24 protein-coding genes are annotated in these 24,269 nt (G+C 72.2%); 15 read left to right on the forward strand and 9 right to left on the reverse strand.

Annotation, left to right across the window (positions count from 1 at the left end; translation table 11 throughout):
* Positions 1–2: 2 nt before the first annotated feature.
* The 6 genes from OG594_RS09545 to OG594_RS09570 all read left to right on the forward strand — a co-directional run bounded on the left by OG594_RS09545 (position 3) and on the right by OG594_RS09570 (position 7,282).
* Positions 3–851 carry a helix-turn-helix transcriptional regulator gene (locus tag OG594_RS09545; RefSeq protein ID WP_266597146.1) on the forward strand — a complete coding sequence of 283 codons (849 nt, stop codon included), beginning with the start codon at positions 3–5 and terminating at the stop codon, positions 849–851.
* Positions 811–1,077, forward strand: coding sequence for a DUF397 domain-containing protein (locus tag OG594_RS09550; RefSeq protein ID WP_266597148.1), 267 nt, complete (start codon positions 811–813; stop codon positions 1,075–1,077). Before OG594_RS09545 ends, OG594_RS09550 begins: the two co-directional genes overlap by 41 nt.
* Before the next feature lie 34 nt (positions 1,078–1,111).
* Positions 1,112–2,746, forward strand: coding sequence for a serine/threonine-protein kinase (locus OG594_RS09555; protein WP_266597150.1), 1,635 nt, complete (start codon positions 1,112–1,114; stop codon positions 2,744–2,746).
* 47 nt (positions 2,747–2,793) lie between these two features.
* Positions 2,794–3,255, forward strand: a complete 462-nt coding sequence (locus OG594_RS09560) for a hypothetical protein (protein WP_266597152.1) — start codon at positions 2,794–2,796, stop codon at positions 3,253–3,255.
* Positions 3,256–3,776: 521 nt separating this feature from the next.
* Positions 3,777–6,308, forward strand: a complete 2,532-nt coding sequence (locus tag OG594_RS09565; protein WP_266597157.1) for a hypothetical protein — start codon at positions 3,777–3,779, stop codon at positions 6,306–6,308.
* Positions 6,305–7,282 (forward strand): hypothetical protein, encoded by a 978-nt coding sequence (locus tag OG594_RS09570; RefSeq protein ID WP_266597163.1) that lies wholly within the window; start codon positions 6,305–6,307, stop codon positions 7,280–7,282. The genes OG594_RS09565 and OG594_RS09570 overlap by 4 nt, the downstream gene beginning before the upstream one ends.
* Here the strand turns inward: OG594_RS09570 and OG594_RS09575 are convergent, their stop codons facing one another.
* The 4 genes from OG594_RS09575 to OG594_RS09590 all read right to left on the reverse strand — a co-directional run bounded on the left by OG594_RS09575 (position 7,283) and on the right by OG594_RS09590 (position 10,298).
* Positions 7,283–8,110: a hypothetical protein gene (locus tag OG594_RS09575; protein ID WP_266597166.1), complete on the reverse strand. Its 828-nt coding sequence runs from the start codon at positions 8,108–8,110 to the stop codon at positions 7,283–7,285.
* 125 nt (positions 8,111–8,235) lie between these two features.
* A complete protein-coding gene (locus tag OG594_RS09580; RefSeq protein WP_266597173.1) occupies positions 8,236–8,613 on the reverse strand; it encodes a peptidase inhibitor family I36 protein in 378 nt (125 codons plus the stop codon).
* Positions 8,614–8,819: 206 nt separating this feature from the next.
* Positions 8,820–9,443 (reverse strand): histidine phosphatase family protein, encoded by a 624-nt coding sequence (locus OG594_RS09585; RefSeq protein WP_266597175.1) that lies wholly within the window; start codon positions 9,441–9,443, stop codon positions 8,820–8,822.
* Positions 9,444–9,560: 117 nt separating this feature from the next.
* Entirely contained in the window at positions 9,561–10,298 is a 738-nt protein-coding gene (locus tag OG594_RS09590; protein WP_266597177.1) for a VOC family protein, read from the reverse strand.
* 109 nt (positions 10,299–10,407) lie between these two features.
* Here OG594_RS09590 and OG594_RS09595 point away from each other — a divergent pair, with 109 nt between their 5' ends.
* The 3 genes from OG594_RS09595 to OG594_RS09605 all read left to right on the forward strand — a co-directional run bounded on the left by OG594_RS09595 (position 10,408) and on the right by OG594_RS09605 (position 14,436).
* Complete coding sequence (locus OG594_RS09595; protein WP_266597179.1) at positions 10,408–12,540, forward strand: acyl-CoA dehydrogenase; 2,133 nt, start codon at positions 10,408–10,410, stop codon at positions 12,538–12,540.
* 12 nt (positions 12,541–12,552) lie between these two features.
* Positions 12,553–13,740 (forward strand): lipid-transfer protein, encoded by a 1,188-nt coding sequence (locus tag OG594_RS09600; protein ID WP_266597181.1) that lies wholly within the window; start codon positions 12,553–12,555, stop codon positions 13,738–13,740.
* A 180-nt stretch (positions 13,741–13,920) separates the two neighbouring features.
* Entirely contained in the window at positions 13,921–14,436 is a 516-nt protein-coding gene (locus OG594_RS09605; RefSeq protein ID WP_323185182.1) for a YcxB family protein, read from the forward strand.
* 33 nt (positions 14,437–14,469) lie between these two features.
* Here the strand turns inward: OG594_RS09605 and OG594_RS09610 are convergent, their stop codons facing one another.
* From OG594_RS09610 to OG594_RS09625, 4 genes are all read right to left on the reverse strand, one after another.
* Entirely contained in the window at positions 14,470–14,898 is a 429-nt protein-coding gene (locus OG594_RS09610; protein ID WP_266597183.1) for a hypothetical protein, read from the reverse strand.
* 273 nt (positions 14,899–15,171) lie between these two features.
* Positions 15,172–15,456 (reverse strand): hypothetical protein, encoded by a 285-nt coding sequence (locus OG594_RS09615; protein WP_266597185.1) that lies wholly within the window; start codon positions 15,454–15,456, stop codon positions 15,172–15,174.
* Positions 15,443–15,997, reverse strand: coding sequence for an RNA polymerase sigma factor (locus tag OG594_RS09620; RefSeq protein WP_266597187.1), 555 nt, complete (start codon positions 15,995–15,997; stop codon positions 15,443–15,445). The genes OG594_RS09615 and OG594_RS09620 overlap by 14 nt, the downstream gene beginning before the upstream one ends.
* A 208-nt stretch (positions 15,998–16,205) precedes the next feature.
* On the reverse strand, positions 16,206–16,559 hold the full coding sequence (locus OG594_RS09625) for a DNA-binding response regulator (protein ID WP_266602747.1): 354 nt from the start codon (positions 16,557–16,559) through the stop codon (positions 16,206–16,208).
* Positions 16,560–16,812: 253 nt separating this feature from the next.
* On the opposite strand from OG594_RS09625, the gene OG594_RS09630 reads away from it, so the two are divergent.
* From OG594_RS09630 to OG594_RS09640, 3 genes are read left to right on the forward strand one after another with little or no spacing between them, the layout of a single operon-like run.
* Positions 16,813–17,667, forward strand: coding sequence for a MaoC/PaaZ C-terminal domain-containing protein (locus tag OG594_RS09630; protein WP_266597189.1), 855 nt, complete (start codon positions 16,813–16,815; stop codon positions 17,665–17,667).
* Between the two features lie 58 nt (positions 17,668–17,725).
* Complete coding sequence (locus OG594_RS09635; protein ID WP_189747839.1) at positions 17,726–18,802, forward strand: Zn-dependent alcohol dehydrogenase; 1,077 nt, start codon at positions 17,726–17,728, stop codon at positions 18,800–18,802.
* A gap of 24 nt (positions 18,803–18,826) precedes the next feature.
* Complete coding sequence (locus tag OG594_RS09640) at positions 18,827–19,768, forward strand: 3-oxoacyl-ACP reductase (RefSeq protein WP_266597192.1); 942 nt, start codon at positions 18,827–18,829, stop codon at positions 19,766–19,768.
* A 50-nt stretch (positions 19,769–19,818) separates the two neighbouring features.
* Here OG594_RS09640 and OG594_RS09645 read toward each other — a convergent pair whose 3' ends face one another.
* Positions 19,819–20,895 carry a hypothetical protein gene (locus OG594_RS09645; protein ID WP_266597194.1) on the reverse strand — a complete coding sequence of 359 codons (1,077 nt, stop codon included), beginning with the start codon at positions 20,893–20,895 and terminating at the stop codon, positions 19,819–19,821.
* Between the two features lie 422 nt (positions 20,896–21,317).
* On the opposite strand from OG594_RS09645, the gene OG594_RS09650 reads away from it, so the two are divergent.
* The 3 genes from OG594_RS09650 to OG594_RS09660 are packed head-to-tail and all read left to right on the forward strand — an operon-like array spanning position 21,318 to position 24,237.
* The gene (locus tag OG594_RS09650; RefSeq protein WP_266597196.1) at positions 21,318–22,178 is read left to right on the forward strand and encodes a Nif3-like dinuclear metal center hexameric protein; all 861 of its coding nucleotides are present in this window, start codon (positions 21,318–21,320) and stop codon (positions 22,176–22,178) included.
* Complete coding sequence (locus tag OG594_RS09655) at positions 22,175–22,918, forward strand: zinc ribbon domain-containing protein (RefSeq protein WP_266602749.1); 744 nt, start codon at positions 22,175–22,177, stop codon at positions 22,916–22,918. The genes OG594_RS09650 and OG594_RS09655 overlap by 4 nt, the downstream gene beginning before the upstream one ends.
* Complete coding sequence (locus tag OG594_RS09660; RefSeq protein WP_266597198.1) at positions 22,918–24,237, forward strand: bifunctional RNase H/acid phosphatase; 1,320 nt, start codon at positions 22,918–22,920, stop codon at positions 24,235–24,237. The genes OG594_RS09655 and OG594_RS09660 overlap by 1 nt, the downstream gene beginning before the upstream one ends.
* The last annotated feature ends 32 nt before the right edge of the window (positions 24,238–24,269 follow it).

The following is a 24,269-nucleotide window of genomic DNA, read 5'->3' on the forward strand; positions in this document are numbered from 1 at the left end:
TCATGGTCAAGATCCGCGAGCTCGATCCCAGCGCCTCGCCGCTGGACTTCTACGGGTACGAACTGCGGCGCCTGAGGGAACAGGCCGGCCTGAAGCAGGCCCAGTTGGGCGAGATCATCTTCTGTACGGGCTCCCTGATCGGTCAGATCGAGACGACGAAGCGCGTCCCGACCCGGGACTTCTCGGAGCGGGTGGACGCGGCGCTGGGCACCGGCGGGGTGTTCTCGCGGCTGATCGGACTCGTGCTGCGGAGCCAGTTGCCGACCTGGTTCCAGCCGTACGCGGAGATGGAGGCCCGGGCCTCGTACATCTCCACCTTCCAGGCGCAGTTGGTCTACGGGCTGCTCCAGACGCCCGCCTACGCGCGGGCCGTGCTCGGGGTGCGGACCGAGGGGGACCTCGACACGAAGGTGGCTGCGCGGATGGACCGGCAGCGGATCCTCGACCGCGAAGACCCGCCACTGATCTGGGTGGTGGTGGGCGAAGGCGTGCTGCACCAGGAGATCGGTGGCCGCGAGGTGATGCGGAACCAGCTCGCCCATTTGTTGGCCCTGCAGAGGAGGGAGTGGGTGAAGGTGCAGATCCTGCCGTTCGAGGCAGGCGCCCACGCGGGGGTGATGGGCTCGTTCAACCTTCTGCGGTTCGAGGACGACCCCGACATCGTCTACACCGAGGACTTCGTGCAGGGCCATATGACGGCCAATCCGCCCGCTCTCAGGGAGGGTTCGCTCCGATACGATCATTTGCAGGCAGCCGCCCTGTCCCTGGAGGACTCGGTGGCACGGATCGCCCGCGTAATGGAGGAGCGTTATGGACACCATCCGGAACCTGACGGGCGCGCAGTGGCGTAAGTCTTCGTACAGCTCCGACACGGGCGGCCAGTGCGTCGAGTGCGCGCCGCTCGGTGACACCGGCTGGCTCAAGGCCTCGTACAGCGGTGACACCGGCGGTGATTGCGTCGAGATCGCCGCGCAGCCCTGCCGCGTCGCCGTACGGGACTCCAAGAACCCCGAAGGTCCCGTATTCACCGTCCACCCCGCGGCGTTCGAAGCCTTCGTGAGGTCCGTCTCGGTATGATCCGCTCCCTGACGACGGGGAGGGAGTCGGGGGGATGGAGCGCGTAGGACCGGCCGGTCCGACGCACGTGGGGCCGTTCAAAGTGGCCGGCGTGCTCGGGCAGGGAGGCATGGGGCGGGTACTGCTGTGCGCGGGGCCTGACGGGCGGCTCGTCGCCGTCAAGCAGGTGCTCGCGCACTTCGCCGACGACGAGGGCTTCCGGGCCCGTTTCCGGCGCGAGGTCGCGGCCTCGCGCAAGGTCTCCGGTGCCTATACGGCGGCCGTCATGGACGCCGACCCGGACGCGCCGACACCGTGGCTGGCCTCGGTGTTCGTGTCCGGGCCCTCGCTCGGGGCCGTGGTCAAGGCGGACGGCGTGCTGGAGGAAGCCGTCGTCCACCGGCTGGCGGCGGGGCTCGCGTCGGCGCTCGCGGAGATCCACCGGGCGGGGCTGATCCACCGGGACCTCAAGCCCGACAACGTGCTCCTGACCGAGGACGGGGTCCGCGTCATCGACCTCGGCATCGCACGGGTCACCGAGGGCGAGGTCGAGGGCGACACCGGGTTGACGCGCACCGGCTGGGTGATCGGTTCGCCCTCCTTCATGTCGCCCGAGCAGGCCGAGAGCAAGCCGCTGACCCCGGCGAGCGACGTGTTCTCGCTCGGTTCGATGCTGGTCATGGCGTTCACCGGCAGCAGCCCCTTCACCGGGGCCTCGACCCTCCGGACGCTCTACGACGTGGTGCACTCCACCCCCGACCTGAGTGCGGTGCCCGAGGGGCTGCGGGGGATCGTGGAGCGCTGCCTGGCCAAGGACCCGGCAGCCAGGCCCACCCCGGCGCAGCTGCTCGAACTCCTGGGGCCGGTCGCCCCGGCCGGCCGGCAGTGGCCGCCCGCCGTGTACCGGATGCTGGCCGCGCAACGGGCGGACATCGACCGGCTGCTGTCCGCCGACACGGCGACCGCGGTGGCGCCGCCGGAACCGCTCCCCGAGCTGGCTCCGGAGCCCGAGCCGGTTCCCGAACCCGAGCTCGATGAGGTGGTGGAGCGGGCGCCCGCGGTGCCGGAGTCCGCCCCGCCGTCCGTCGTTCCTCCCCGGCCGGTGAGCCCGCCGACCGAGCCGTCGCCGACCCCGCCCCGGAGGCGGTCGCGGACCGTGGCCCTGGTGGCCGCCGGGGTACTGGTGGCGACGGGCGTCGGTGTGGCTGCGTACACCCTGGACCGTGCGGGGACGGAGGGTGCCGGTCCCGCCGCCTACGCCGACGTACCGGCCTGCCAGAAGGCCACCCAGCCCCTCCCCCTGGCCGCGCGGGATCCCCAGGAGGACTTCCACAGCGCGAGCGAGAACCAGGTGCACACGATGTGCTCCTGGTACGACAAGCTGGCCGGCAGGCGGACCGCGCTGGTCCGGTGGGACGTCAAGCGGGGCGGTGACGACAGCGCCAACGCGAAGCTCCAGCAGGGCGGTTTCGCCGCAGAGGCGGTCGACGGGAGGCGGGTGAACAACCTCGGGTTCGGGGACGGGGCGTACTGGGAGTCCGCCGGCGCCACCGAGTGGACCTGCGCGCTCTCCGTCCGGCACGGCAACCTGGTCGTCTGGGTCGGCCTCTACCAACCCGGGGGCTGTGAGCAGAAGGCCAAGGAGATCGCCAAGGCCGCGCTGAAGCCCGTGCCGGTCAAATCCGGCTGAAAACCGCCCCGGTCCCGCACCAGATCACCGAGAGAAGAGCCCTTCCCTTGTCTGCACACGGCGCGTCGGTGCTGGTCCGCTCCGACCCGCGCCGCCTCCTGTTCCTCGCCGTGCCCACCCTCCTCGTGGCGCTCACGGAGGGTCTCACCAGCCAGGGCAGGGTGATGTCGAGGCCGGTCTGGCTCGCCTTCGGGGCCGCGGCGCTCGTGTTCTTCTTCGCCCTCTACTGGTTCGTCGCCGTCTCGGTGGCGGACGGGTGCGTCGCCGTGCGCCGGGGGCTCACCACGCGGCGGCTGCCGCTGGTCGACCTCGACCGCGTCGTCGTGGAGGGCCTGGAGCGCCAGGGGTACGTGATCCGCTGTCACCGGGCCGGCGTACCGGAGCTCAAGGTCCCGCTGATCGCCATGCGGCCGGGGGACCGACGGCTGGTGATCGAGGCGATCCGCGCCGGGGTCCCCGGTGTTCTGCGCAAGAGCGCGGCCCTGTGGAGCATCGCCCGGGCGGCGTGATCCGAGGGGCCGGACGGCACCCCACCGCGGTGGCGGTCGCGGGCCGTGGTCCTGGTGGTCGCCGGGGTGCTGGTGGCGACGGGCGTCGGCGTGGCCGCGTACACCCTGGACCGGGCGGGGACGGAGGGTGCCGGTCCCGCACCACATCACTCCGTCGTGGCGGGAGCCGGGCTGCGGAGTGCCGGCCCGGTCGGCCACGGGACGGTGGCGGCGAACCTGACCGCGTGCACGGCCGCGGTGGTGTGGGCGTCGACGGCACCGCCCGCCGTTCGAGGCGAGTCCGTGTCCAGTTGCTCGCGATTTGCTGCCGCGGCGAGCAAGGGTGACGATCGGAGTGTAGGTGTTCGCGCCTACACGGCTGGAGTCGAAAGGCGCCGCTGAAGAGCGACGCGGCGCGCAGCCGATCGTGCCCCGTGGGAATGGCAAAGCCGACGCCTGGGGTTTGCGGTGGGACCGGTAGGACCGGTCGCCCGTCGAGGAGCGAGACCACCGCCGAAGGCAGGCCGAGGGGGCTTGTTGGGATGACGCACCTCAGTTCGACATTCGCCTGGCCCGTCCGCTGGGACATTGCGACGGCGCTGGGGGCAGAGCGCGAAGCCGATGAACTCGCCCGTAGTCCCCTGCTCGCGGCCCACCGCGTTCTCGACCGGCTGGCGGCGATGGCGTTCGATGCCGTCGACGGCGCCTTCGGTGCGACCGACGCGTTCGTCGACGCCCTCACCGAACTGCGCCGTACCGTCCCGGACCTGGCCCCGGGCATGTCCGGGGAAGAGCTCAGGCCGACCGGCGCTTCGCTGCGTACGACACTCGCCGTGGACGACGTGGACGACAAGCCGGCCGCGGCGTCCGCTGCGTCAACATCGGGCAGCCTCATCGATGTTGACGGGGTGAACAACGTCGTGGAAGTGGCACTTCGGCTGGCCGGGAGACTCGGCGCGCACACGATCCGACGACTGTCGGAAGTCGCGGTCATGGCCGAGCGCCGCCTACCCGGTAAGGGATATCCGCAGGACGCGGGTTACCTGGCCGATGTTTCGGTCTTGACCGGCAACGCTGCCGAGCGCGACACAGCAGCAAGCCCGGCCACGGACGACCAGACCGAACGGACCTGGTGGTCACCGCGCGACCGGACGGACGTCGTCGCCCTCGTGCGGGCCGCACCGCCACACTGCAGTACGACGTACCTCCAGGTGGACGAGAACGATCTGGTCCTGCACCCGCCGCCCGAGGGCGAAGCCCTGTCCACGGCCGGTATCGAGCAGGTCGAGGTCACACAGCCGTGTGGCGCGTCGCCCGTCATGACGATTCACGGTCACGGCTTCGGCAGCGCGCACTCGGGCGGGGGAGGCGTCATCGCGGCAGGCTGGGAGGGTGCCACAGCGCAGGTGGTGTACCGCACCGTGTCGGTGTCCAGCTGGTCCGACACCAAGGTCGTCGCGCAGCTGCCGGGCAATGTGATCTCGGGCTACGCGGCATTCGCCGACCTCGACTTCATTGCCAGGTACAACAAGTGGGTCCAGCTCCGCAACAAGAGGGTCACCGAAGCCATGCACGTCCACGGCTGCCCGGGTGACTGGAAGCCCGAGTTGCCCTACGCAGAGACCCCCGGCTCCGTGCCAGCAGCGCGGTACAGCGCCGGCATGCCGCGGGTCCTTGCCGATGTGGCCCCGACGAGCGGCTCCTCCGAGCAGTGGAACGCCCGCACCCTGCACCTCCAGACCGGTCAGGCGTTCCGGGTGGCCTGGCAGGGGTTCGGTGCCAAGACCATGACGCTGCGCGCACTCGACTCGGGTGCGCAGACGGTCCTCGCCAACGCCGGCCACAGCGGCCCCGTCACCGGGCTGAACGCGTCGAGCGGAAAGCTGGTCCTGACGGCCCCCGCCACCCCGGTCCGTGCCACGTTCGCCGTCGAGGCCGGCAACTCGTGCGGCACCTCGCAGGCTCGCGTCGCGGTGATGGTGACCGGCCCGGCTCTCCAATCCGCGTCGGTGGCGGTGTACCAGGCCGTCGCCGGGGGCGACGTCTCGGTCACCGTCGGGGGCGCCGGTGAAGTCCTGAACCCGGCGACGGGGTCGTCGATCCCGCTGGTCGCTGCTAAACGCAGCGTGGCGGTGATCGACTGGTGGAGCGCGGTACCGCAAATGCCGCCCGGCGAGACGCTCACTGCGAAGGCCACGCTCGAGGTCCACGGCCCGCTGCTCAGCTTCCCGGGGGTGACCCTGAGGCCGAGCGTGTCGACCGCCGACCCGGCACCGCCGGACCCGCCGCTCGAGCTGCCGTCCGGACCGGCCTTCACCTCACTGACGGCCTATCAGCAGTGGCTCGCGATGGGGAACAACCCGCAGACGTTCAACGTGGTGCTACCTGCCGAGGTGTGCCGGGGCGGAGAGATCCCTGGTACACATGTGCAGGGGTGGACGCGGCTCGACGCCACGGTGCGCGTCAGCAGCGAAGACGGACCGAGCTGGACGGTGAAGCCCGGCACCAACGTGACGTTCTACCCCCGGCGCAAAGTCAGGATCCGCTACCGCGCCTGGGGCACGTCGACACAGTCGGCTCCCACCGACCAGGTCTGCCGAGCTGCCCTGCGGGCCGCCGGAAGTCTGCTCCCCATGCCCGACCCGGAGATCTTCGTCTTGTCCGGCTCGCCCACCCAGCAGAACGGTCACCTGATCGAAGACCTGATCGCCGAGCGCGGCGGCACCGAAACGCCGTCGTGGCGTGACGAGATCTGGCTGGTCATCGGACCGGTCGGTATGGGCGGCTATGCTCCGGGGCCCTGGGTGGGCGCCTCGGACGCCACCGAGGTCACCATCGCACACGAGGTGGGCCATCTGTTCGCGCAGAACCATCTGGCGCTCTGCGGCATCGTCGGCGACCCGCCCTCGTCCTTCCCGAACGGCGGGAACGTGGTCGTGCCCGGCTTCGACATGTGGAACAGCGCGTTCGTGCGCAACGCCCGCGACGTCATGGTCCGCACCTACTGCCCCGAACCCACGTGGCCGAGCCCCGAGCGCTGGCGCCGCGAATTCTTGCAGGTCGGTCGATCATGAACATCGTGCACGTCACCGGCGTGATCCAGCCGGACGGCCACTTCACCCCCGGCTGGTGGGGCACCGCCCCGGAGGGCGTCACCGCGCCCCCCGGCCCCGATTCCGGCTGGGCGGCCGTCGCGGTCGACGACACCGGGCGAACCCTCGCGCTAGCTCCGGCACACCTCCAGACCGTCCCGGTCTGCCCGGGCAGTGGCGAGTCCGCCGCCCGGTTGACCGCGTTCCTGCCGCTCGCCGACGGAGCGGCAGCCATCGCCGTCCGTCACCATGGCGCGGAGGTGTTCCGCCGCACGGTGCCCGCACCCGCGACCGTCAGCCTCGAACTCAGCGCCGTACAGGACGAGCGTCTGCCACGTGACGTGGTCGTCGAAGTACCCGTACGCATCGACGGCCCCCAGCCCCCGCCCGGTGCGCACCTCGTCGTCCGGTGGGAGGCACCGGGTTCGGGCCATCCCGCTGTGCCGCTCGGACTCATCGACGTCGGTGGCGGCGAGCCCGCGGTGGTGCGGCTCGACCTTGCTGACCTTCCCGTCGCCGACCTGTGCCGGCTGACGGTGAGCTACAGCGACGGGTCGCGCACGGTCACCGTGTCCAGCCCGGTCCTGGCGGTCGAACGACGACCCGCACGGCCAGAGATCGAGACACCGCAACCGGGTACCGCGCTCTTCGAGGACGGACTGCTCCTGCTGGAAGGGCGGCTCGACGGCGACGGCGACCCCGCCGCCCTGCAATGGCTGCTCGACGCCGAGACGGTCGGTCACGGACCGCGTGCCTTCGTCGCCCGCCCCAGCTCCGGAGAGCACACCGTGTCCCTGCAATACGGCGCCGAACGCCATCAGATCGAGATCAGGGTTCGGCACGCCTCTCCGACGCCGCCACGAGCACCGCGCTGGGACCCGCCATGGCGCACCGGTCCGGTGCGCTCGGTCGGTGTCGCCCACCCCAGCGACGACTCCGACTCCGACTCCGCCTGACTACTGGCCGGTCGCCGCCTTCGCGGCGGACATGGTGTTCTGTTTGGCGAGCAACGGCCCTGCCAAAGCGGCCGAATTGGACTCGATCAGGAACCGCTGGTATTCGCTTTCGGCGTCGGACCATGCGCCGATCAGGTTCACCTTCTGCTTGCACAGGACGTCGGCGAGCGCCACTTCCTTCTCGCGGGTTCCCGGAGTTTCGGCGCTGAACTCTTTGTCGTTGATCGCGGCGAGCGGGTCGGGGTAGGCGTGCCCGGACTCCTTCATGCAGTTCGACCACTCCTCGGTCGCTTTCACCACCGCAGGAGCCTTCTGGGACTTCTTGTAGCTTTCCATGTTGAGCTTGTGGGGGAGGTTCAAGGCGTCCTGGAGCTCGACTTCGTGGAGTTCCCTCCGCGCCTCTCCGATGCATCCGCCTTCCGGTACGGGCGCGCCGTTGTGCGTGGTCACCTCGCCCCTGACGAGCGGCATGATCGACGACGGGTAGTCTTCGGCCGGTTTCTTCATGTCTGGCACGTGATATCCGTGTTGCTTCGCGAGCTCCGCATCGGCCAGGCCGTAGCGCCGCTCGTTCGTTTCGATATCAGTGCTTCCCAGGGCTTTGGGGGTATATGGGGCGCCCAGTTTGCTGAGGCACCGCTGCATGAGGGAATCGCGCCCGCGGGCGAGAGCGCCCGCGTCGACCGTTGTCAGTAGGTATTCGTCCAGAGGCAGCTTGAGGGCCTTGCTGTCGGTGAGTTGGCGCGCCGCCGTCCGGCCCGGGGTTTCGCCGGGGCCGGCGGTGCCGGCCGAGCACGCGGACAGGAGCGGGAGCAGCAGCACCGCCATGCCGGCACACGCTCTGGAGGAAGGGGCGGTCACGTTCACTGGATTCCTCTACGGGTGGCAAGGAGGGTGCTCCGCAGCCGCGACGGCGGTCGTGGAGCACCCTTTCCCGGTTCAGGTGCCGATGCTCAGCAGATCATGTCCCGGAGGGAAGCGTTGTTGTTGTACGTGTTCACGAGGTTCCGGGACGTGTGGGCCGGAACGGTGTCGTACGGGCCGGCGTAGTTCGAGTTGTAGTAGACCCGGTAGCAGTAGTTCGAGGCGTTCTGGGTCGAGGCGGCATTGTTCTTCACCGGCTCGCCCTCACCCGTGGCCCACGTGGTGAATATTTCCCCGGCGAGATTGGGTACGTCGCCGTCCGTGAACCATCGGGCGCCGCCCTGGTTGGAGTTGTAGTAGAGACAGAAATAGCCGGTCTGGCACGCATATGCGCTGGCCGGGGTGGCCATTCCGATCGTGACACCAGCTGCGGCGACCAAGAGTGCCAGGGTCCGCTTCATGCGCATGGTTCATCCCCCTACGTAGTGGTGCTCTTGCCGGCGCCAAATCGGGCGCCACGAAGGGGAGTTGGTTCCCAAATGCGGCACGCTCGGACCCAGCCCGGCCGTGTCCGTGCCGACTATAGTGAACGCTCCATCTGCGCTCAACAGCCGGTATATGAGCCTGAGTTGGCGTGAAGTGGGCTCACTGGACCCCTTATGTGCGGGTGTACTCAGATGTGCAACTCGGGCGGGAAGCCGGTCCAGCGCAGTTCGGCCGGTAGGTGCCGCATGTCGTTGGAGAAGAGGACGGTGGCGGGTCGGTCGGGGGCGTAGCGGATGACGGTCAGGGCGGCGTTGGAGTGGTTGAGGCCGAGCCAGCGCCACTTCGGCGCGTACATGGCTTCCCGGACGAGCCAGGCGACGAGGAAGTTGTGCGTGACGACCAGCTCGTGGCGGTCCTCCTCGCCGTCCACCGGCCCGGTGAACAGGTCCAGCGCCCGGCGGGCCAGGCCGGGTCCGTTCTCCCGCTCCTCGGCGCTGGCGCCGGCGAGGAAGCGGAGGAAGAAGTCGGCTGATTCCGGCGGGAGTTCATCCCGCTGCGGCACGTGGGGGACGTAGTCGCCCGCGATGTCCGAGCGGTGCAGGGGGACGCCGGTCAGCTGGTCGCCGATCAGGCGCGCCGTCTGCTCGGCACGGGGCAGCGGTCCGTGGTGGACCGCTGCCAGGGGGACGTCCCGCAGGCGCCGGCCGAGCAGGACGGCCTGTCGGCGGCCGGCCTCGGTGAGCTCGCTCTCGTCGGGTGACGCCTCGCCGTGCCGGGCGAGATAGAGGTATCGGGTGGCAGTGGCGGTCATTCAAGACTCCTTCGAACCATCAATCGATCTTGTGCATCGATGGACGCCGCCCCCTTCCGTGCGGGTTGCAGGAGCGGCGGTTCGTCAGGAGTCCGGGCGATCGAATCGACCTGGCGGTCAGCGCGGGCTGAGCAGGCAGAACTCGTTGCCTTCCGGGTCGGCCAGAATCGTCCAGGAGATGGCGGACTGGTCGATACCGGGGTCGGTGGCTCCCAGGGCGCGCAGTCGGGCCGCCTCTGCCGCCAGGTCGTCGCCGGGGTAGGGGCGGACGTCGAGGTGGACGCGGTTCCACACGCTCTTGGTGTCGGGGGTGCGGAGGAACTCCAGGTAGGGGCCGACGCCCTGGGCGGACCGCATGGTCGCGTGCTCGTCGGTGACCTCGTGCAGCGTCCAGTCCATCGCCCCGTCCCAGAACCGGGCCATTCCTCGCGGGTCGGCGCAGTCCACCACCACCGCGGCGATCGGCCCGGTGTCCCGGTAGATCGGGCGGGGCTCCAGGACGCAGAACTCGTTGCCCTCCGGGTCGGCCATGACCGTCCAGGGGACGTCGCCCTGACCCACGTCGGTGAGCGTCGCGCCGAGGTCCTTCAGGCGCCCGACCAGCTCCTTCTGGTGCGCGGTCGAGGTGGTGGCCAGATCGAGGTGCACCCGGTTCTTGACCGTCTTGGGTTCCGGGCGGGCGATGATGTCGATGCAGACGGCCACGGGGTCGGGGTAGGAGAACCCCACCGGTTCGAGGTTGGTCACGCCGGGGCCCTCGCTGTCGAGGCCCCAGCCGAGCGCCTCCGCCCAGAACCGGCCGAGCGCGGCGTCGTCCTGGGCCTTCATGTTGATCTGCACAAGTCGTGTTGCCATGCCGCAGATCCTAGAAGCCGCCGCCGTCCCGGGCCGGGGCCGGCTCCCGCTCCGAATCATCCTTCATCTGACCTTCCGTCAGATTGGAACGTGTTCTAGTCTGCCGCGCATGGGCATCGGAATCACGCAGGAGCAGCGCGAGTTGGCCGAGGCGGTGCGCGGCTGGATCGCGCGGGCCGTGCCTCCCGAGGAGGTCCGCAAGCTGCTCGACACCCCGCCGCAGACCGGTGCGAGACCCGCCTACTGGGACGCACTGACCGTGCAGGGGCTGCTCGACCCGCACCTGGACGGCGGCACCCTGCTCGACCTGGCCGTCGTCGTCGAGGAGGCGGCCCGGGCCGCACTGCCCGGGGCGTACCTGCCGAGCGCGCTGGCCTCCGTACTGCTGGAGCGGGCCGGCGCCGAGCCGCTCGAAGGCCGGGTCGGGGCGGTCGCGCTCGGGTCGGGGACCTTGACCGCCGTCGCCGTCGAGGGCGGCGGCCACTTGCTCGACGGACTCGCCCCGCCCGTCCTCGGCGCCGGGGAGGCCGACCTCGTGCTGCTCGCCGCCGAGGCCGCGGACGGCACCCGCTGGTTCGCCGTGGACGCCGCCGCGCTGGACATCCGTACGCACGACAGCGCCGACCCCACCCGCCCCACCGCCGAGGTGCGGGCGCGCGGGGTCACCGCCGGCCCGGACCGGCGCCTGGCGCTGGACGCCGCCCTGGTCCGCGACCTGGCCTGCACGCTCTTCGCCGCCGACGCCTGCGGCACCGCCGCCTGGGCGCTGCACACGGCCGCCGAGTACGCGAAGGTGCGCGAGCAGTTCGGCCGGCCCATCGGGCAGTTCCAGGGCGTCAAGCACCTGTGCGCCGACATGCTGATCCGACTGGAACAGGCCCGGGCGCTGGCCTGGGACGCCGCGCAGGCGATGGACGAGCCCGCCGACGTGCGCTCACTGGTGGCCGCCCTCGCCGCCGGGACCGCCCTGGACGCCGCCTACTCCTGCGCCAAGGACTGCATCCAGCTCCTCGGCGGGATCGGCTTCACCTGGGAACACGACGCCCACGTCTACCTGCGGCGGGCGCTCGTCGCCCGCCAGCTGTTGGGGCCCGGCGACGAGCACCGGGTCCGGGCCGTGCGGTGCGCGGCCGGCGGGGCACGGCGCGAACTGCGCCTGGAACTGCCCGCGGAGGCGGAGGCGTACCGCGCGAAGGCCCGTACCGCCATCGCGGACGCGCGCGGGCAGGGACCGGCCGCCGCCCGCCGGACCCTGGCCCCCACCGGCTACGCGGCCCCCTACCTGCCGCCCCCGTACGGGATCGGCGCGGGCCCCGTCGAGCAGCTCGTCGTCCAGCAGGAGCTGAGCGCGGCCGGCGTGAAGCTCGCCGACCTCGGGATCGCCACCTGGGTGGTGCCCTCGCTGCTCGCCTACGGGACGCCCGCCCAGCGGGAGGCCCACCTCCTGCCGACCCTGCGCGGCGACGTCACCTGGTGCCAGCTCTTCTCGGAGCCGGGCGCCGGCTCCGACCTGGCCTCGCTGCGGACCCGGGCGGAGCGCCTGGAGGACGGCTCCTGGAAGGTCAACGGCCAGAAGGTGTGGACGAGTTCCGCGCACAGCGCCGACTTCGGGATCCTGCTGGCCCGCACCGACCCGGACGCCCCCAAGCACAAGGGGCTCGGCTACTTCGTCGTCGACATGAAGAACACCCCCGGCATCGACGTCCGGCCGCTGAAGGAGATCACCGGCGAGGCCCTTTTCAACGAGGTGTACCTCGACGACGTGGAGCTCCCGGCGGACGCACTGGTCGGCGCGCCGGACGGCGGCTGGAAGGTGGCCCGCAACACCCTCGGCAACGAACGCGTCCACATGGCCGACCAGATGACCTTCGACACCGGCCTGGAAGCGCTCCTCGCCCGCGCCGCCGATCTCGACGGCACGTACCGGGCGCGGATCGGCGCACTCGCCGCCGAGGCGCACGCCCTGGCCTGCATCGGGCTGCGCACCACCCTCCAGCAGGTGTCGGGGCTGGAACCCGGCGCGGGCGCTTCCGTGCGCAAGCTCGTCCAGACCCCGCACCAGCAGCGGACCGCCGAGCTCGCGCTCGAACTGCTGGGGCCGGCGGGCGCGGTGCGGGAGGGGGCGGGGGAACGGGCGGTCCACGGGATGCTCATGTCCCGCTGCCTGACCATCGCCGGGGGCACCACGCAGGTCCAGCTCAACGTCGTCGCCGAGCGGATCCTCGGCTTACCCAGGGACTAGGAGTTGTCGGGCATGAAGTCGTACATCGTGGGCGTCGGCATGACGAAGTTCGAGAAGCCGGAGTCGCGGGACTGGCAGTACTGGGACATGGTGAAGGAGGCCGGAACGGCGGCGCTCGCGGACGCGGGTGTGGACTACGGGCTGGTCGAACAGGTCCCTGTGGGGTACTGCTTCCAGGCCTCCACGGCCGGCCAGCGGGCCGTGTACGAGCTGGGGCTCTCCGGGGTGCCGGTCTACAACGTCAACAACAACTGCGCGACGGGATCGACGGCGCTGATGATGGCGCGGCAGTTCGTGCAGGGCGGGATCAGCGACTGCGTGCTGGCGCTCGGCTTCGAGAAGATGAAGCGCGGCGCGCTGGGTGGCGGGGCCGACGGAGGTGACTTCAAGACCTCGCCGGTGGCCCGGCACTACGGGATCATGGCCGCGGGCCACGGCTTCGAGATGTCCCCGCCCACGGCGCAGATCTTCGGCAACGCGGCGCGGGAGCACATGGAGCGGTACGGGACCACCGCCGCGCAGCTCGCGGCGGTCGGCGCGAAGAACCACCGGCACTCGGCGAACAACCCGAACGCGCAGTTCCAGGACGTGTACTCGGTCGAGGAGATCCTGGCGGCGAAGGAGATCCACGCGCCGCTGACGAAGCTCCAGTGCTCGCCGACCTCGGACGGCGCGGCGGCGGCGCTGGTGGTGTCCGAGCGGTTCCTGGTGCGGCACGGGCTGCACGACAAGGCGGTGGAGATCGTCGGCCAGTCGATGACCACGGACACCGGAGCCTCCTTCGCCTCGGGCTCCTGCATCGACGTGGTCGGCAAGCCGATGACGGCGGCCGCGGCCCGGCAGGCGTACGAGGCCTCGGGGCTCGGCATCGAGGACGTGGACGTGGTGGAGCTGCACGACTGCTTCTCCATCAACGAGCTGCTGACGTACGAGGCGCTGGGCATGTGCGAGGACGGCGCCGCGGGGAAGCTGGTGGAGTCGGGCGCGACCACGTACGGCGGGCGGTGGGTGGTCAACCCCTCCGGGGGGCTGATCTCCAAGGGGCACCCGCTGGGGGCGACGGGGCTGGCGCAGGCCGCGGAGCTGGTGTGGCAGTTGCGCGGCGAGGCCGGTCCGCGGCAGGTCGCGGGGGCGCGGGTGGGGCTGGCGCACAACATCGGGCTGGGCGGTGCGGCGGTGGTGACGCTGCTGCGGAGGTAGCCGCCGGGCGGGGCGCCGCTCCCGGGGCTCCGCCCCGGACCCCGCCGGGCGCTGCCCGGACCCGCGCTTCAAACTCCCCCAGCTACCGCTGGGAGGTGCCCCCGGGCGGGGCTGGATGGTGTGCCGGTGGGGCGGAAAGGGCTCACGCGCCACGGGGGCGGAGCGCTAGGCTCCGCTCCCGTGAGCGAGATGCGTGAGGTGTCCTTCAGTGCCACCGGCAGCCTGACCAGGGACGAGTACGACGAGGCCGCCAAGGCGGCGGGGCTGTTCCGGCGGGGCCGGATCGTGGCCTCCCTCAGTACGGTCCTCCTCGCCGCGGCGAGCGTGAAGCTGTCGTCCGACGGTCTCACCGTGTACCCCGTCCCGCTCGGGATCGCGGTGGCGTACGGCCTCGTCGTGCTGCTGTTCCTGCCGCGGTGGGCGGTGGGCCGGGGCTTCCGCAGCGGCCGGGCCGCCGAGGAGAAGCGGGTCGTGGTGGACGGCACGGGCATCGAGGTGTTCCGCGGCGGGGAGTCGCAGCGGATCGTGTGGGACGAGATGCGCTACTACCACGAGACGCCCCGGCTGCACGTGTTCGTGGGCCACTCGCGCCGCCGGACGTGTCTCGTGGCGGTGCCCAAGCGGCTGTTCACCGACCCGGGCGAGAGCGAGCTCCTCGCCGCCTTCGGGCACGAGCAGGCCGGCGACGGCTCGTAGCGCCCCGGCCCGACCCCGCCCGGACCGGCCCGGTCAGAGCTTCTGGATGTCCTTGTGCACCACGTCGGAGCCGGGGTGGTCGGCGTACAGGCGCACCTTGAGCGGGTGGCCGACCGGTGCCTTGATGATGATGTCGGGGTGCTCCCCCATGTCGCCTCCGTTGCAGGAGGGCTCGGTGGTCAGGTTGGTCCAGCCGTTGAAGTTGTGCGGGTCGTTCCACGACACCCAGGCGCAGTCGCGTTCGCCGCTGGTGATCGACACCGAGATGATCCGGACCGCGTTCGCCGCGCCGTCGACGCGCTCGTAGACCACCGTCCCCTTGTTGTGGTGGAGGCCCTTGCCGGCGTCCAGGTCGACCTGGAGGACCGGGCCGGCCGGGGTGTCGGCAGCAGCCGGGGCCGCGCCTCCGGCGAGGGTCGCGAGCACGAGTGCGGCGGTGGCGGACAGGGCGGATAAGCGCATGGTTCCGTCTCCACGAAGCTAGGTTGAAGGGGGTCTCATCCTGGTCCCAGTACGTGGACGCGCGCTGCTGCGGAATCCGTCAATCGGTGGCCGGGACCGCACGGTTGCGCCCGTGTCGGGCCGCCGCCTGGCCCTGCCGGGCGCTGCCGGGGCCCCGCGCCTCAATCGCCGGCGGGGCTGAGAGAGCGGGGCTCCGCCCCGGACCCCGCGCCTCAATCGCCGGCGGGGCTGGATGGTGTGCCGGCGGGGCTGGGAGAGCGGGGGCTCCGCGCCTCACGCGCCGGTCGGGGTGGCACCGGCCGGCTTCAGTTCGCAGCGGCCGTCCGTGCACTCCCGGCGCAGTCGGCCCCGGGAGAGCGTCTGGGCCAGTCCGATCGCCCAGCACATCGGGCAGCCGCGCAGGGCCACCAGGCCGAGGGGTGCGAGGGCCAGGGCGATCGGTCCGTAGAACGGGACGAGGGCGAAGGCGCCGACCAGGGAGCCGATGCCGAGCGCGCCGCGGAGCAGGTGCCGGGGCAGCGAAGAACTCGCGAAGTCGGGTCCGTCAGTGAGCTTCATCGTTGCCTCCGGGAGCCGGGTACAGGGAGTGCCGCAGGGCCGCGCGGGCCCGGTGCAGCCGTGATTTCATCGCGGCGGGGCTGAGCCCGAGCGCGTCCGCCGCCATCCGCCCGCTGTAGCCCTGGACGTCCCGCATGATCAGGACCCGCCGCTGGTCGGCGGGGAGGGCGGCGATCGCCCGCGCCACCCGGGCGGCGTCCAGGTGCTCCAGTACCTCGTCCTCGGCCGACATCACGGCGGAGTCGGGCAGCGGGGCGCGCTCGCGCGGCACCAGTCGGGCCCGGCGCAGGCACTCGTTGCGGACGATGCGGAACATCCACGAGGCCAGGGCGCCGGAAGCGCGCAGCATGCCGATCTTCCGGTAGAGGATGATCAGGGCCTCCTGGGCCGCGTCCTCGGCGTCCTCGGGGGAGGCGCACAGCGAGTACGCGAACTTCCGCACGTTCGGGTGCGATCCGGAGACCAGCGCGGTGACGGCATCGAGGTCCCCGCCCTGCGCGGCGAGGATCAGCGGCTCGGCGGGCCAGGTCGACTCAGCCACGGGAGCGGCTCCGTCGGCGCGCCACGAGGACGGTGCACGTGCAGAGCAGGAGCAGGACGACGGCGCCGACGGCGACAGCAGTGATCACGACAACCTCCAGGTCAGGTGCCGGCCTCTGCGCCGACACATGCATAAGAGGCGGGGGAGCCGCGAAAGGATTCACCGGGGCCGGCCGTACTTCACCGGGGCCGGCCCGGTCCGCCGGGCGTCACCCCAGGGCCGGGTCCACCACCGTCTCGCCCATCGAGGCGCGCCGGACACTGTCCGCCAGGTCCCCGACCGGGCCGTCCCGCAGCACCAGCCCCACCGCGCCCGCGGCGAGGGCGGCCTCCGCGAGGCCGGGGTGCGCCGAGCCCGTCAGGACGAGCACCCGGCACTCCGGGTCGTCGGCCAGCAGGGCCGTCACGGCCGCGAGCTCCTCCACCAGGGCCACCGCGGGCCGGGCCATGGGGTCCCGGACGACCTCGATGTCCGGCTGGAGGCCGAGCTGGAGCGCCAGGGCCGGATTCGGCGGCTCCAGCAGGACGCGCAGGGCGCGGCCCTCGCGGTGATCAACAGGCATTTCGTCCACGCGGGCAGGGTATTGCCCCGCCTCCCGACGGGCACGCAACACGCCCTGCACGCAGCGGATCTGACGTGAAGTCAAGAGTCTTCCCAAGTGTGGGGGCGTGCGTTATACATTCCCTCACCGGCCGGGCCTAGAACGCGTTCTAGAACCGGCCCCCGCATACGACCTCGGTGCGGCCGACGGTGCGGACGGCCGCGCCGAGGTCTTCCACGGCCCCGGTTCTCCAACGACAGGGAGCAGCATCCCCATGCCGATCGATGCCGCCAAGGCCCTCGCCGCCGACCCCCGCCTGGGGGACATCGGCTGGGACCACAAGGACATCCAGCTCTACCACCTCGGCCTCGGCGCGGGCCTGCCGGCCACCGACCCGGACGAGCTGCGCTACACCCTCGAATCCAAGCTCCACGTCCTGCCCAGCTTCGCGACCGTCGCCGGCGCCGGCATGGCCATGCTGGGCGGCCTCGCCGCACCCGGGATCGACGTCAACCTCGCCGCCGTCCTGCACGGCGGCCACTCCATCGAGCTGCACCGGCCCATCCCTGTCAAGGGGCGGGCCACCTCCCGCTCGAAGGTCGCCGCCGTCTACGACAAGGGCAAGGCGGCCGTGATCGTGCTGCGCTCGGAGGTCGCGGACGCCGACGGGCCGCTGTGGACGAGCGACGCACAGATCTTCGTGCGCGGGGAGGGCGGCTTCGGCGGCGAGCGCGGGCCCTCCGCCAAGGAGGAGCTCCCCGGGCGCGCGCCCGACCGTACCGAGGAGCGGCACATCCGTGAGGACCAGGCGCTCCTGTACCGCCTCTCCGGCGACTGGAACCCGCTGCACGCCGACCCCGAGTTCGCCAAGACGGCCGGCTTCGACCAGCCGATCCTGCACGGCCTGTGCTCGTACGGGATGACCCTCAAGGCCGTCGTCGACACGGCCCTGGGCGGGGACGTCTCCCGGGTCCGCGCCTACCGCACGCGCTTCGCCGGGATCGTCTACCCGGGCGAGACCCTGCGGATCCGAATGTGGCAGGAGCCCGGCCGGGTCCAGATCTCGGTGACCGCCGCAGAACGCGACGACGCGCCGGTCCTCGCCGACACCGTCGTCGAACACGCCTAGGCCGTGTCTCGCCCCGACGAGACGCCCCCTCACGCCCGACCACACAAGGAGCCGCACCGTGCGCGCAGCACTGCAGAGCGAGATCGGTCAGGACAAGCTCGAGGTCGTCGACGACATGGAGGCCGTCGGCCTCGGCCCCGGCAAGGTGAAGATCCGGATCAAGGCCACCGGCCTGTGCCACTCGGACCTCTCCGCGATGAGCGGCGTCCTGCCGCAGCCCGCCCCCTTCGTCCCGGGCCACGAGGGCTCCGGGGTGATCTCCGACGTCGGTGACGGGGTCACCACCCTCAAGCAGGGCGACCGGGTCCTCGTCTGCTGGCTGCCGCCGTGCGGCCACTGTCCGTCCTGCAAGCGCGGCCAGGGCCACCTGTGCCTGGCGAGCCTGGTCAACGCGGGCACCCCCAACTTCCGCCGCGCCGGCGGTGACATCTTCGGCTTCGCCGCGACCGGCACCTTCGCCGAGGAGCTCGTGGTCGACGCCGCCTGCGCCGTCCCGATCCCCGACGACGTGCCCTTCGACATCGCCGCGCTCATCGGCTGCGGCGTCACGACCGGCCTCGGCGCCGCCATCAACACCGCCAAGGTGGAGGCCGGATCCTCGGTCGCCGTCATCGGCTGCGGCGGCGTCGGCATATCCGTCATCCAGGGCGCCAAGGTCCAGGGCGCGGCCCAGATCATCGCCGTCGACCCGGTGGAGTCGCGGCGCGAGGCGGCCCTGCGGTTCGGGGCCACCGAGGCCGTGGGACCGGAGGCCTTCGACGACGCCAAGAACCGGATCACCGGCGGCGAGGGCTTCGACTACGTCTTCGAGGTCGTCGGCAAGTCCGCCACCGCACAGACCGCCTACAAGATGACCCGCCGCGGCGGCAGCGTGGTGATCGTCGGCGCCGGCGCGCTGGACGACAACTTCCAGATCGACATGTTCTCGCTGTTCTTCGACGAGAAGAAGATCCTGCCGTCGATGTACGGCGGCGGGGACGTGCTCCGCTCCTACGAGCGCACCATCGCGCTGTGGCGGGCCGGCCGGGTGGACCTGGCGAGCCTGATCACGCACCGGGTGCAGCTCGCCGAGATCAACGACGCGCTCGACCAGATGCGTACGGGCGTCGCCCTGCGCACCTGCATCGAACTCTGACCCGCTCTGAGAGGAACGCTACGGATGTCACTCCCACTTGAGGGGCTCTCCGCCATCGTCACGGGTGCGGGCCGCGGTCTGGGCCGGGCCGAGGCGATCGAGCTCGCGCGGCTCGGCGCGAGCGTGGTCGTCAACGACTTCGGCCAGCCGGGCCGCGACGGCACCGGGGAGGCCTCGGCCGCCCCGGCGGAAGAGGTCGCCGCGGAGATCCGCGCCGCGGGCGGCCGGGCGGTGGCGCACCTGGGCGACGTGGCCGACTTCGAGCAGGCGCGGGAGCTGGTCGAGCTGGCGGTGTCCAGCTTCGGGAAGCTGGACGTCCTGGTCAACAACGCGGGCATCCTGCGCGACCGGATGGTCTTCTCGATGTCGGAGGAGGAGTGGGACTCGGTGATCCGGGTCCACCTCAAGGGCCACTTCAACACCACCCACTTCGCGTCCGTGCACTGGCGCGAGCGCGCGAAGGCGGCGGGCGGCCCGGTCTACGGCCGGATCGTGAACACCTCCTCCGAGGCCTTCCTGGGCGGCTCGGCCGGCCAGCCGAACTACGCGGCGGCCAAGGGCGGCATCGTGGGCCTGACCACCTCGACCGCGCTGGCGCTCGCGAAGTACGGGGTGACGGCCAACGCCATCTGCCCGCGCGCCCGTACCCGGATGACCGAGGACGTCTTCGCCGGCTTCCAGGTCCCCGAGGAGGGCAAGCTGGACGCCCTCGCCCCCGAGCACGTCTCACCGCTCGTCGGGTACCTGGCATCGCCCGCTTCCGCCAGGGCCAACGGCCAGCTGTTCGTCGTCCACGGCGGGATCGTGGTCGTCATGGAGCGCCCGAAGGTGGCCGCCAAGTTCGACACGGCCAAGGAGTCCTTCTCCTTCGAGGAGCTCGACGAGCTCCTGACCCCGCACTACGCGTCCCGCCCGGCGAACGAGACCTTCGCCGCGACGGAGGTACTGGGCCTCAAGCACGCCTAGGCCGCAGACCGCAGGAGGCCACTGCCCGCCGCCGGCCACCCCCCCCGCCCCTATCGCCCGGCCAGCGGTGCCTGCTGGAGGGGGACCGGGCGGGGGGCGGTCGGCGCGGGCGGATCCAGGACCACCGGCGGGGGAGGGGGAGCGGGCAGGTCCAGGCCGACGATCCCGCAGGGCACCTCGGGCGTCGCGTACGGGAGGTGCAGGCGGCCCTGCGGGCTCCACAGGCCGGTTCCGCCGAGCCAGCCCGCCGGGGCGCCGAGCCGGAAGACGCGCCGGTCGGCGGGCCGCCACAGGCCGATGTCGCCCTCGGGCAGCCGCAGCGCCACCCCGCAGGTCTCCGGCATCAGGGACTGGCCGGGCTGGGCCGCGAACGGGTACGCGTCCCCCAGCCGGGCCAGGCACTCCGGGAAGCGGACCGGCCGGGAGCTGCCCGACACCCCCCAGCCCAGGCGCGAGGTGCCCGGGGCGTCGGAGCGGATCAGCAGCAGCCCGCTGTCCGGGTCGGCCAGCAGCAGCCGGTCGTCGCTGTCCTCGGTGATCTGCAGCAGCGGGGACACCTCGGCGCGCCCCAGGTCCACGGCGACGGCCTTGGTGATGCCGTCCAGTTCGCGGTCCAGGGCCAGCAGCCGGCCCGCCCGGTCCAGCCAGACGCCGCCCGAGCAGCGCCCCGGGATCCGGGCGACGGGCTGCGGCCCCGACGGGCCCCCGGCCACCTGCCAGACCGTGCTCACGGTGTCCTCCGCGGCCAGGACGAAGGCTCCGGATCCGGCCGGACACGGCGGGAGCAGGCGGACCCGTACGCCCTCCCGCGCATCCACCCCGCCCAGCTGGAGCTCCCCGGTCCTCGGCCCGGCACCGGCCCCCGTCGGGTACAGCAGCGCGAAGGCGTGGCGCTCCGCCACCCGCCGGTGGATCAGCACCCGCCCGTCGGTCAGCGGCAGCACCTCGCTGTCCGCCTCCTCGGGCTGCGCGAGCGGCAGCGGTACCGCGTACGGCTCGGGCCCGGCGAGGGTCCAGCGCTCCGCATAGAGGGCGTCGCCCTCCCCGGCCAGCCGGGCGGCGTACGACCCGTCCGCGGCGATGCTGAACGCGGCCGTGGTCGTCATTTCGATGGCACAGACGGTCATCCGTGGTCACCTCCGGGGGGGAAGCTAGTTTTCGGGGTTCCCGGCGAACAACACCACCAACAGCGCTTCACACATACGGGTGTCCGCTCGGCGATTCGCGCGTGCTGGACGAGGCGGTTGTGCTGCGCGGCCGCCGAGGGACCCTCCGCAACCCCGGGGCCGGGCCCCGCCCGGGCCGTGTCCGCGAAGTCCCGCCTGCGGGCTCCGGCGCCACTTCGCGGACACGGCCGAGGAGCGACGCGGCCGGAGGTGGGGCCCGGGCGGTCCCCGCGGCTCCGCGGGCACGTGCAGGGGCCGGGTGGGGGCCGGGTGGGGGCAAGCGCAGGATGGAATCTGCCGGTTTGTCCGACCCGGAGGGGCGGGGCTCCGTCCGGCGGGGCTGGCCTGACCGGGACGGTCGCCCCGGACGGTAGCCTTGGCCCGTGCCCCGTCTTTCTGAAGTCATCGCCGCGCTGGACGCTCTCTGGCCCCCCTCGCGGGCCGAGCAGTGGGATGCCGTCGGAACCGTCTGCGGCGACCCGGACGCCGAGGTCACCCGGGTCCTGTTCGCAGTCGACCCCGTCCAGGAGATCGCCGACGAGGCGGTGAAGCTGGGCGCCGATCTGATCATCACCCACCACCCCCTCTACCTGCGGGGCACCACCACCGTCGAGGCCGGCACCTTCAAGGGCCGCGTCGTGCACACGCTGATCAAGAACGACATCGCGCTGCACGTCGCCCACACCAACGCCGACACCGCCGACCCGGGAGTCTCCGACGCCCTCGCCGGCGCCCTCGGCCTGCGGATCACCGGCCCGCTGGTGGCGGACCCGAGCGACCCGGAAGGCCGCCGGGGCCTCGGCCGGATCTGCGAACTGGACCACCCCGAGACGTTGCGGGAGTTCGCCGCCCGCGCCGCGGCCTGGCTGCCGCCGACCGCCCAGGGCATCCGCGTGGCCGGCGACCCGGACGCGCTGGTCCGCCGCGTCGCCGTCAGCGGCGGCTCCGGCGACAGCCTCTTCGAGCAGGTCCGCGCCGCCGGTGTGGACGTGTTCCTGACCGCCGACCTGCGCCACCACCCGGCCTCCGAGGCCCGCGAGACGAGCCGTCCGCTCGCCCTCGTCGACGCCGCCCACTGGGCCACCGAGTGGCCCTGGTGCGAGCAGGCCGCAGCCCAGCTCGACGCGATCTCCGAGCGCCACGGCTGGGGTCTGCGCACCCACGTCTCGCGCACGGTCACCGACCCGTGGACGGCCCACGCGCCGTCCGTCACACCCCCTTCTATCTCTGGAGCCCCCAACTGAACGCCGAGCCCGCCGACCAGATCCGACTTCTCGACGTCCAGGCGCTGGACGTCCGGCTGTCTCAGCTCGCCCACAAGCGCAAGTCGCTGCCCGAGCACGCCGAGCTCGACTCGCTCACCAAGGACCTGGCGCAGCAGCGCGACCTGCTCGTCGCCGCCCAGACCCAGGCGAGCGACACCGCGCGCGAGCAGACCAAGGCGGAGCAGGACGTGGACCAGGTGCGCCAGCGCGCCGTCCGCGACCAGCAGCGGCTCGACTCGGGCGTGGGCATCTCGGCCCGGGACCTGGCGAACCTGCAGAGCGAGGTCGTCTCCCTCGCCAAGCGCCAGGGTGACCTGGAGGACGTGGTCCTGGAGGTCATGGAGCGTCTGGAGGGTGCGCAGGAGCGCGTCACCGGGCTGACCGAGCGCGTCTCGGCCCTGGAGGTCAAGACCGCGGACGCCACCGCGCGCCGTGACGCGGCGACCTCCGAGATCGACACCGAGGTCGCGAAGATCACCAAGGACCGCGAGGTCATCGTCGCGTCCATGCCCGCCGACCTGATGGCGCTGTACGAGAAGATCCGCACCAAGCAGGGCGGTGTCGGCGCCGCGCGCCTCTACCAGCGCCGCTGCGAGGGCTGCCGGCTCGAGCTCGACATGGCCGAGGTCAACGAGATCAAGGCCGCGGCCCGCGACCAGGTCGTCCGTCACGAGAACTGCGGCCGCATCCTGGTCCGTACGGCCGACTCGGGCATCTGATGCCGCAGTTTGTCGTGGAGGCCGACGGCGGGTCCCGGGGCAACCCGGGGCCGGCCGGCTACGGCGCGGTGGTGCTCGACCCGGCGACCGGCGAGACGCTGGCCGAGCGCGCCGAGTACATCGGCGTCGCGACGAACAACGTGGCCGAGTACAAGGGCCTGATCGCCGGGCTCGCGGCGGCCCGTGACCTGGCGTCCGACGCGCAGGTCCTGGTCCGCATGGACTCGAAGCTCGTCGTCGAGCAGATGTCGGGCCGCTGGAAGATCAAGCACCCGGACATGAAGCCGCTCGCGGCCGAAGCCGCGCGGATCCTGCCGCGCGCGCAGGTGACGTACGAGTGGATCCCGCGCGAGCGGAACAAGCACGCGGACCGGCTCGCGAACGAGGCCATGGACGCGGGCAAGCGCGGCGAGCAGTGGGAGCCGTCGGCGTCCACGGCCGCCCTCGACCACGGTGCGGCGCGCGCCCTGGCCACCCCGCCGGCGCCGGCCGGCCCGCCGGGGGACGCGGCGAAGGGCGCCGCGGCCGTCCGCGCCGCCCTGGTCTCGGCCTCCGGAGCCGCGGCCACGGCCGCCCAGGAGGTCGCCGACTCCCTGTTCGCCGACGCCGAGGCCCTGGCGGACGCGATCGAGCCCTGCCTCGACGCCGATGCCCCGGCGGTCGCCGCGGGCAGCCACGGCTGGGGCCCCGACATGGGGGCGCCGGCCACCTTCGTGCTGCTGCGGCACGGCGAGACCGCCCTCACCCCGCAGAAGCGCTTCTCCGGCAGCGGCGGCAGCGACCCCGAACTGTCCCCGGCAGGCCTGCGGCAGGCCGCCGCGGTGGCCGAGGCGCTCGCCGCCCGCGGCACCATCCAGAGCGTCATCAGCTCCCCGCTGCGCCGCTGCCGCGAGACCGCCCAGGTGGTCGCGGACCGCCTCGGCCTGACCGTGACGGTCGAAGAGGGCCTGCGCGAGGTGGACTTCGGGGCCTGGGAGGGCCTGACCTTCGCCGAGGTCCAGCAGCGCTTCCCGGACGACCTCCAGGCCTGGCTGGACTCCCCGAAGGCGGCCCCCACGGGCGGCGGCGAGAGCTTCATGTCCGCCACCCGCCGGATCTCGGCCACCCGTGACCGCCTGCTGTCCGCTCACGCGGGCCGCACGGTCCTGCTGGTCACCCACGTGACCCCGGTCAAGATCCTGGTCCGCCTCGCCCTGGGCGCCCCGCCGGAAGCCCTGTTCCGCATGGAGCTCTCGGCGGCCTCCCTCTCGGCGGTGGCCTACTACGCGGACGGCAACGCCTCGGTCCGCCTCCTGAACGACACGTCCCACCTGCGGTAGACCCGCGCTGGTGTAGGCCCCCGCCGACGGCA

The organism is Streptomyces sp. NBC_01214, assembly GCF_026340975.1.
In the GTDB taxonomy this organism is placed as follows: Bacteria; Actinomycetota; Actinomycetes; order Streptomycetales; family Streptomycetaceae; genus Streptomyces.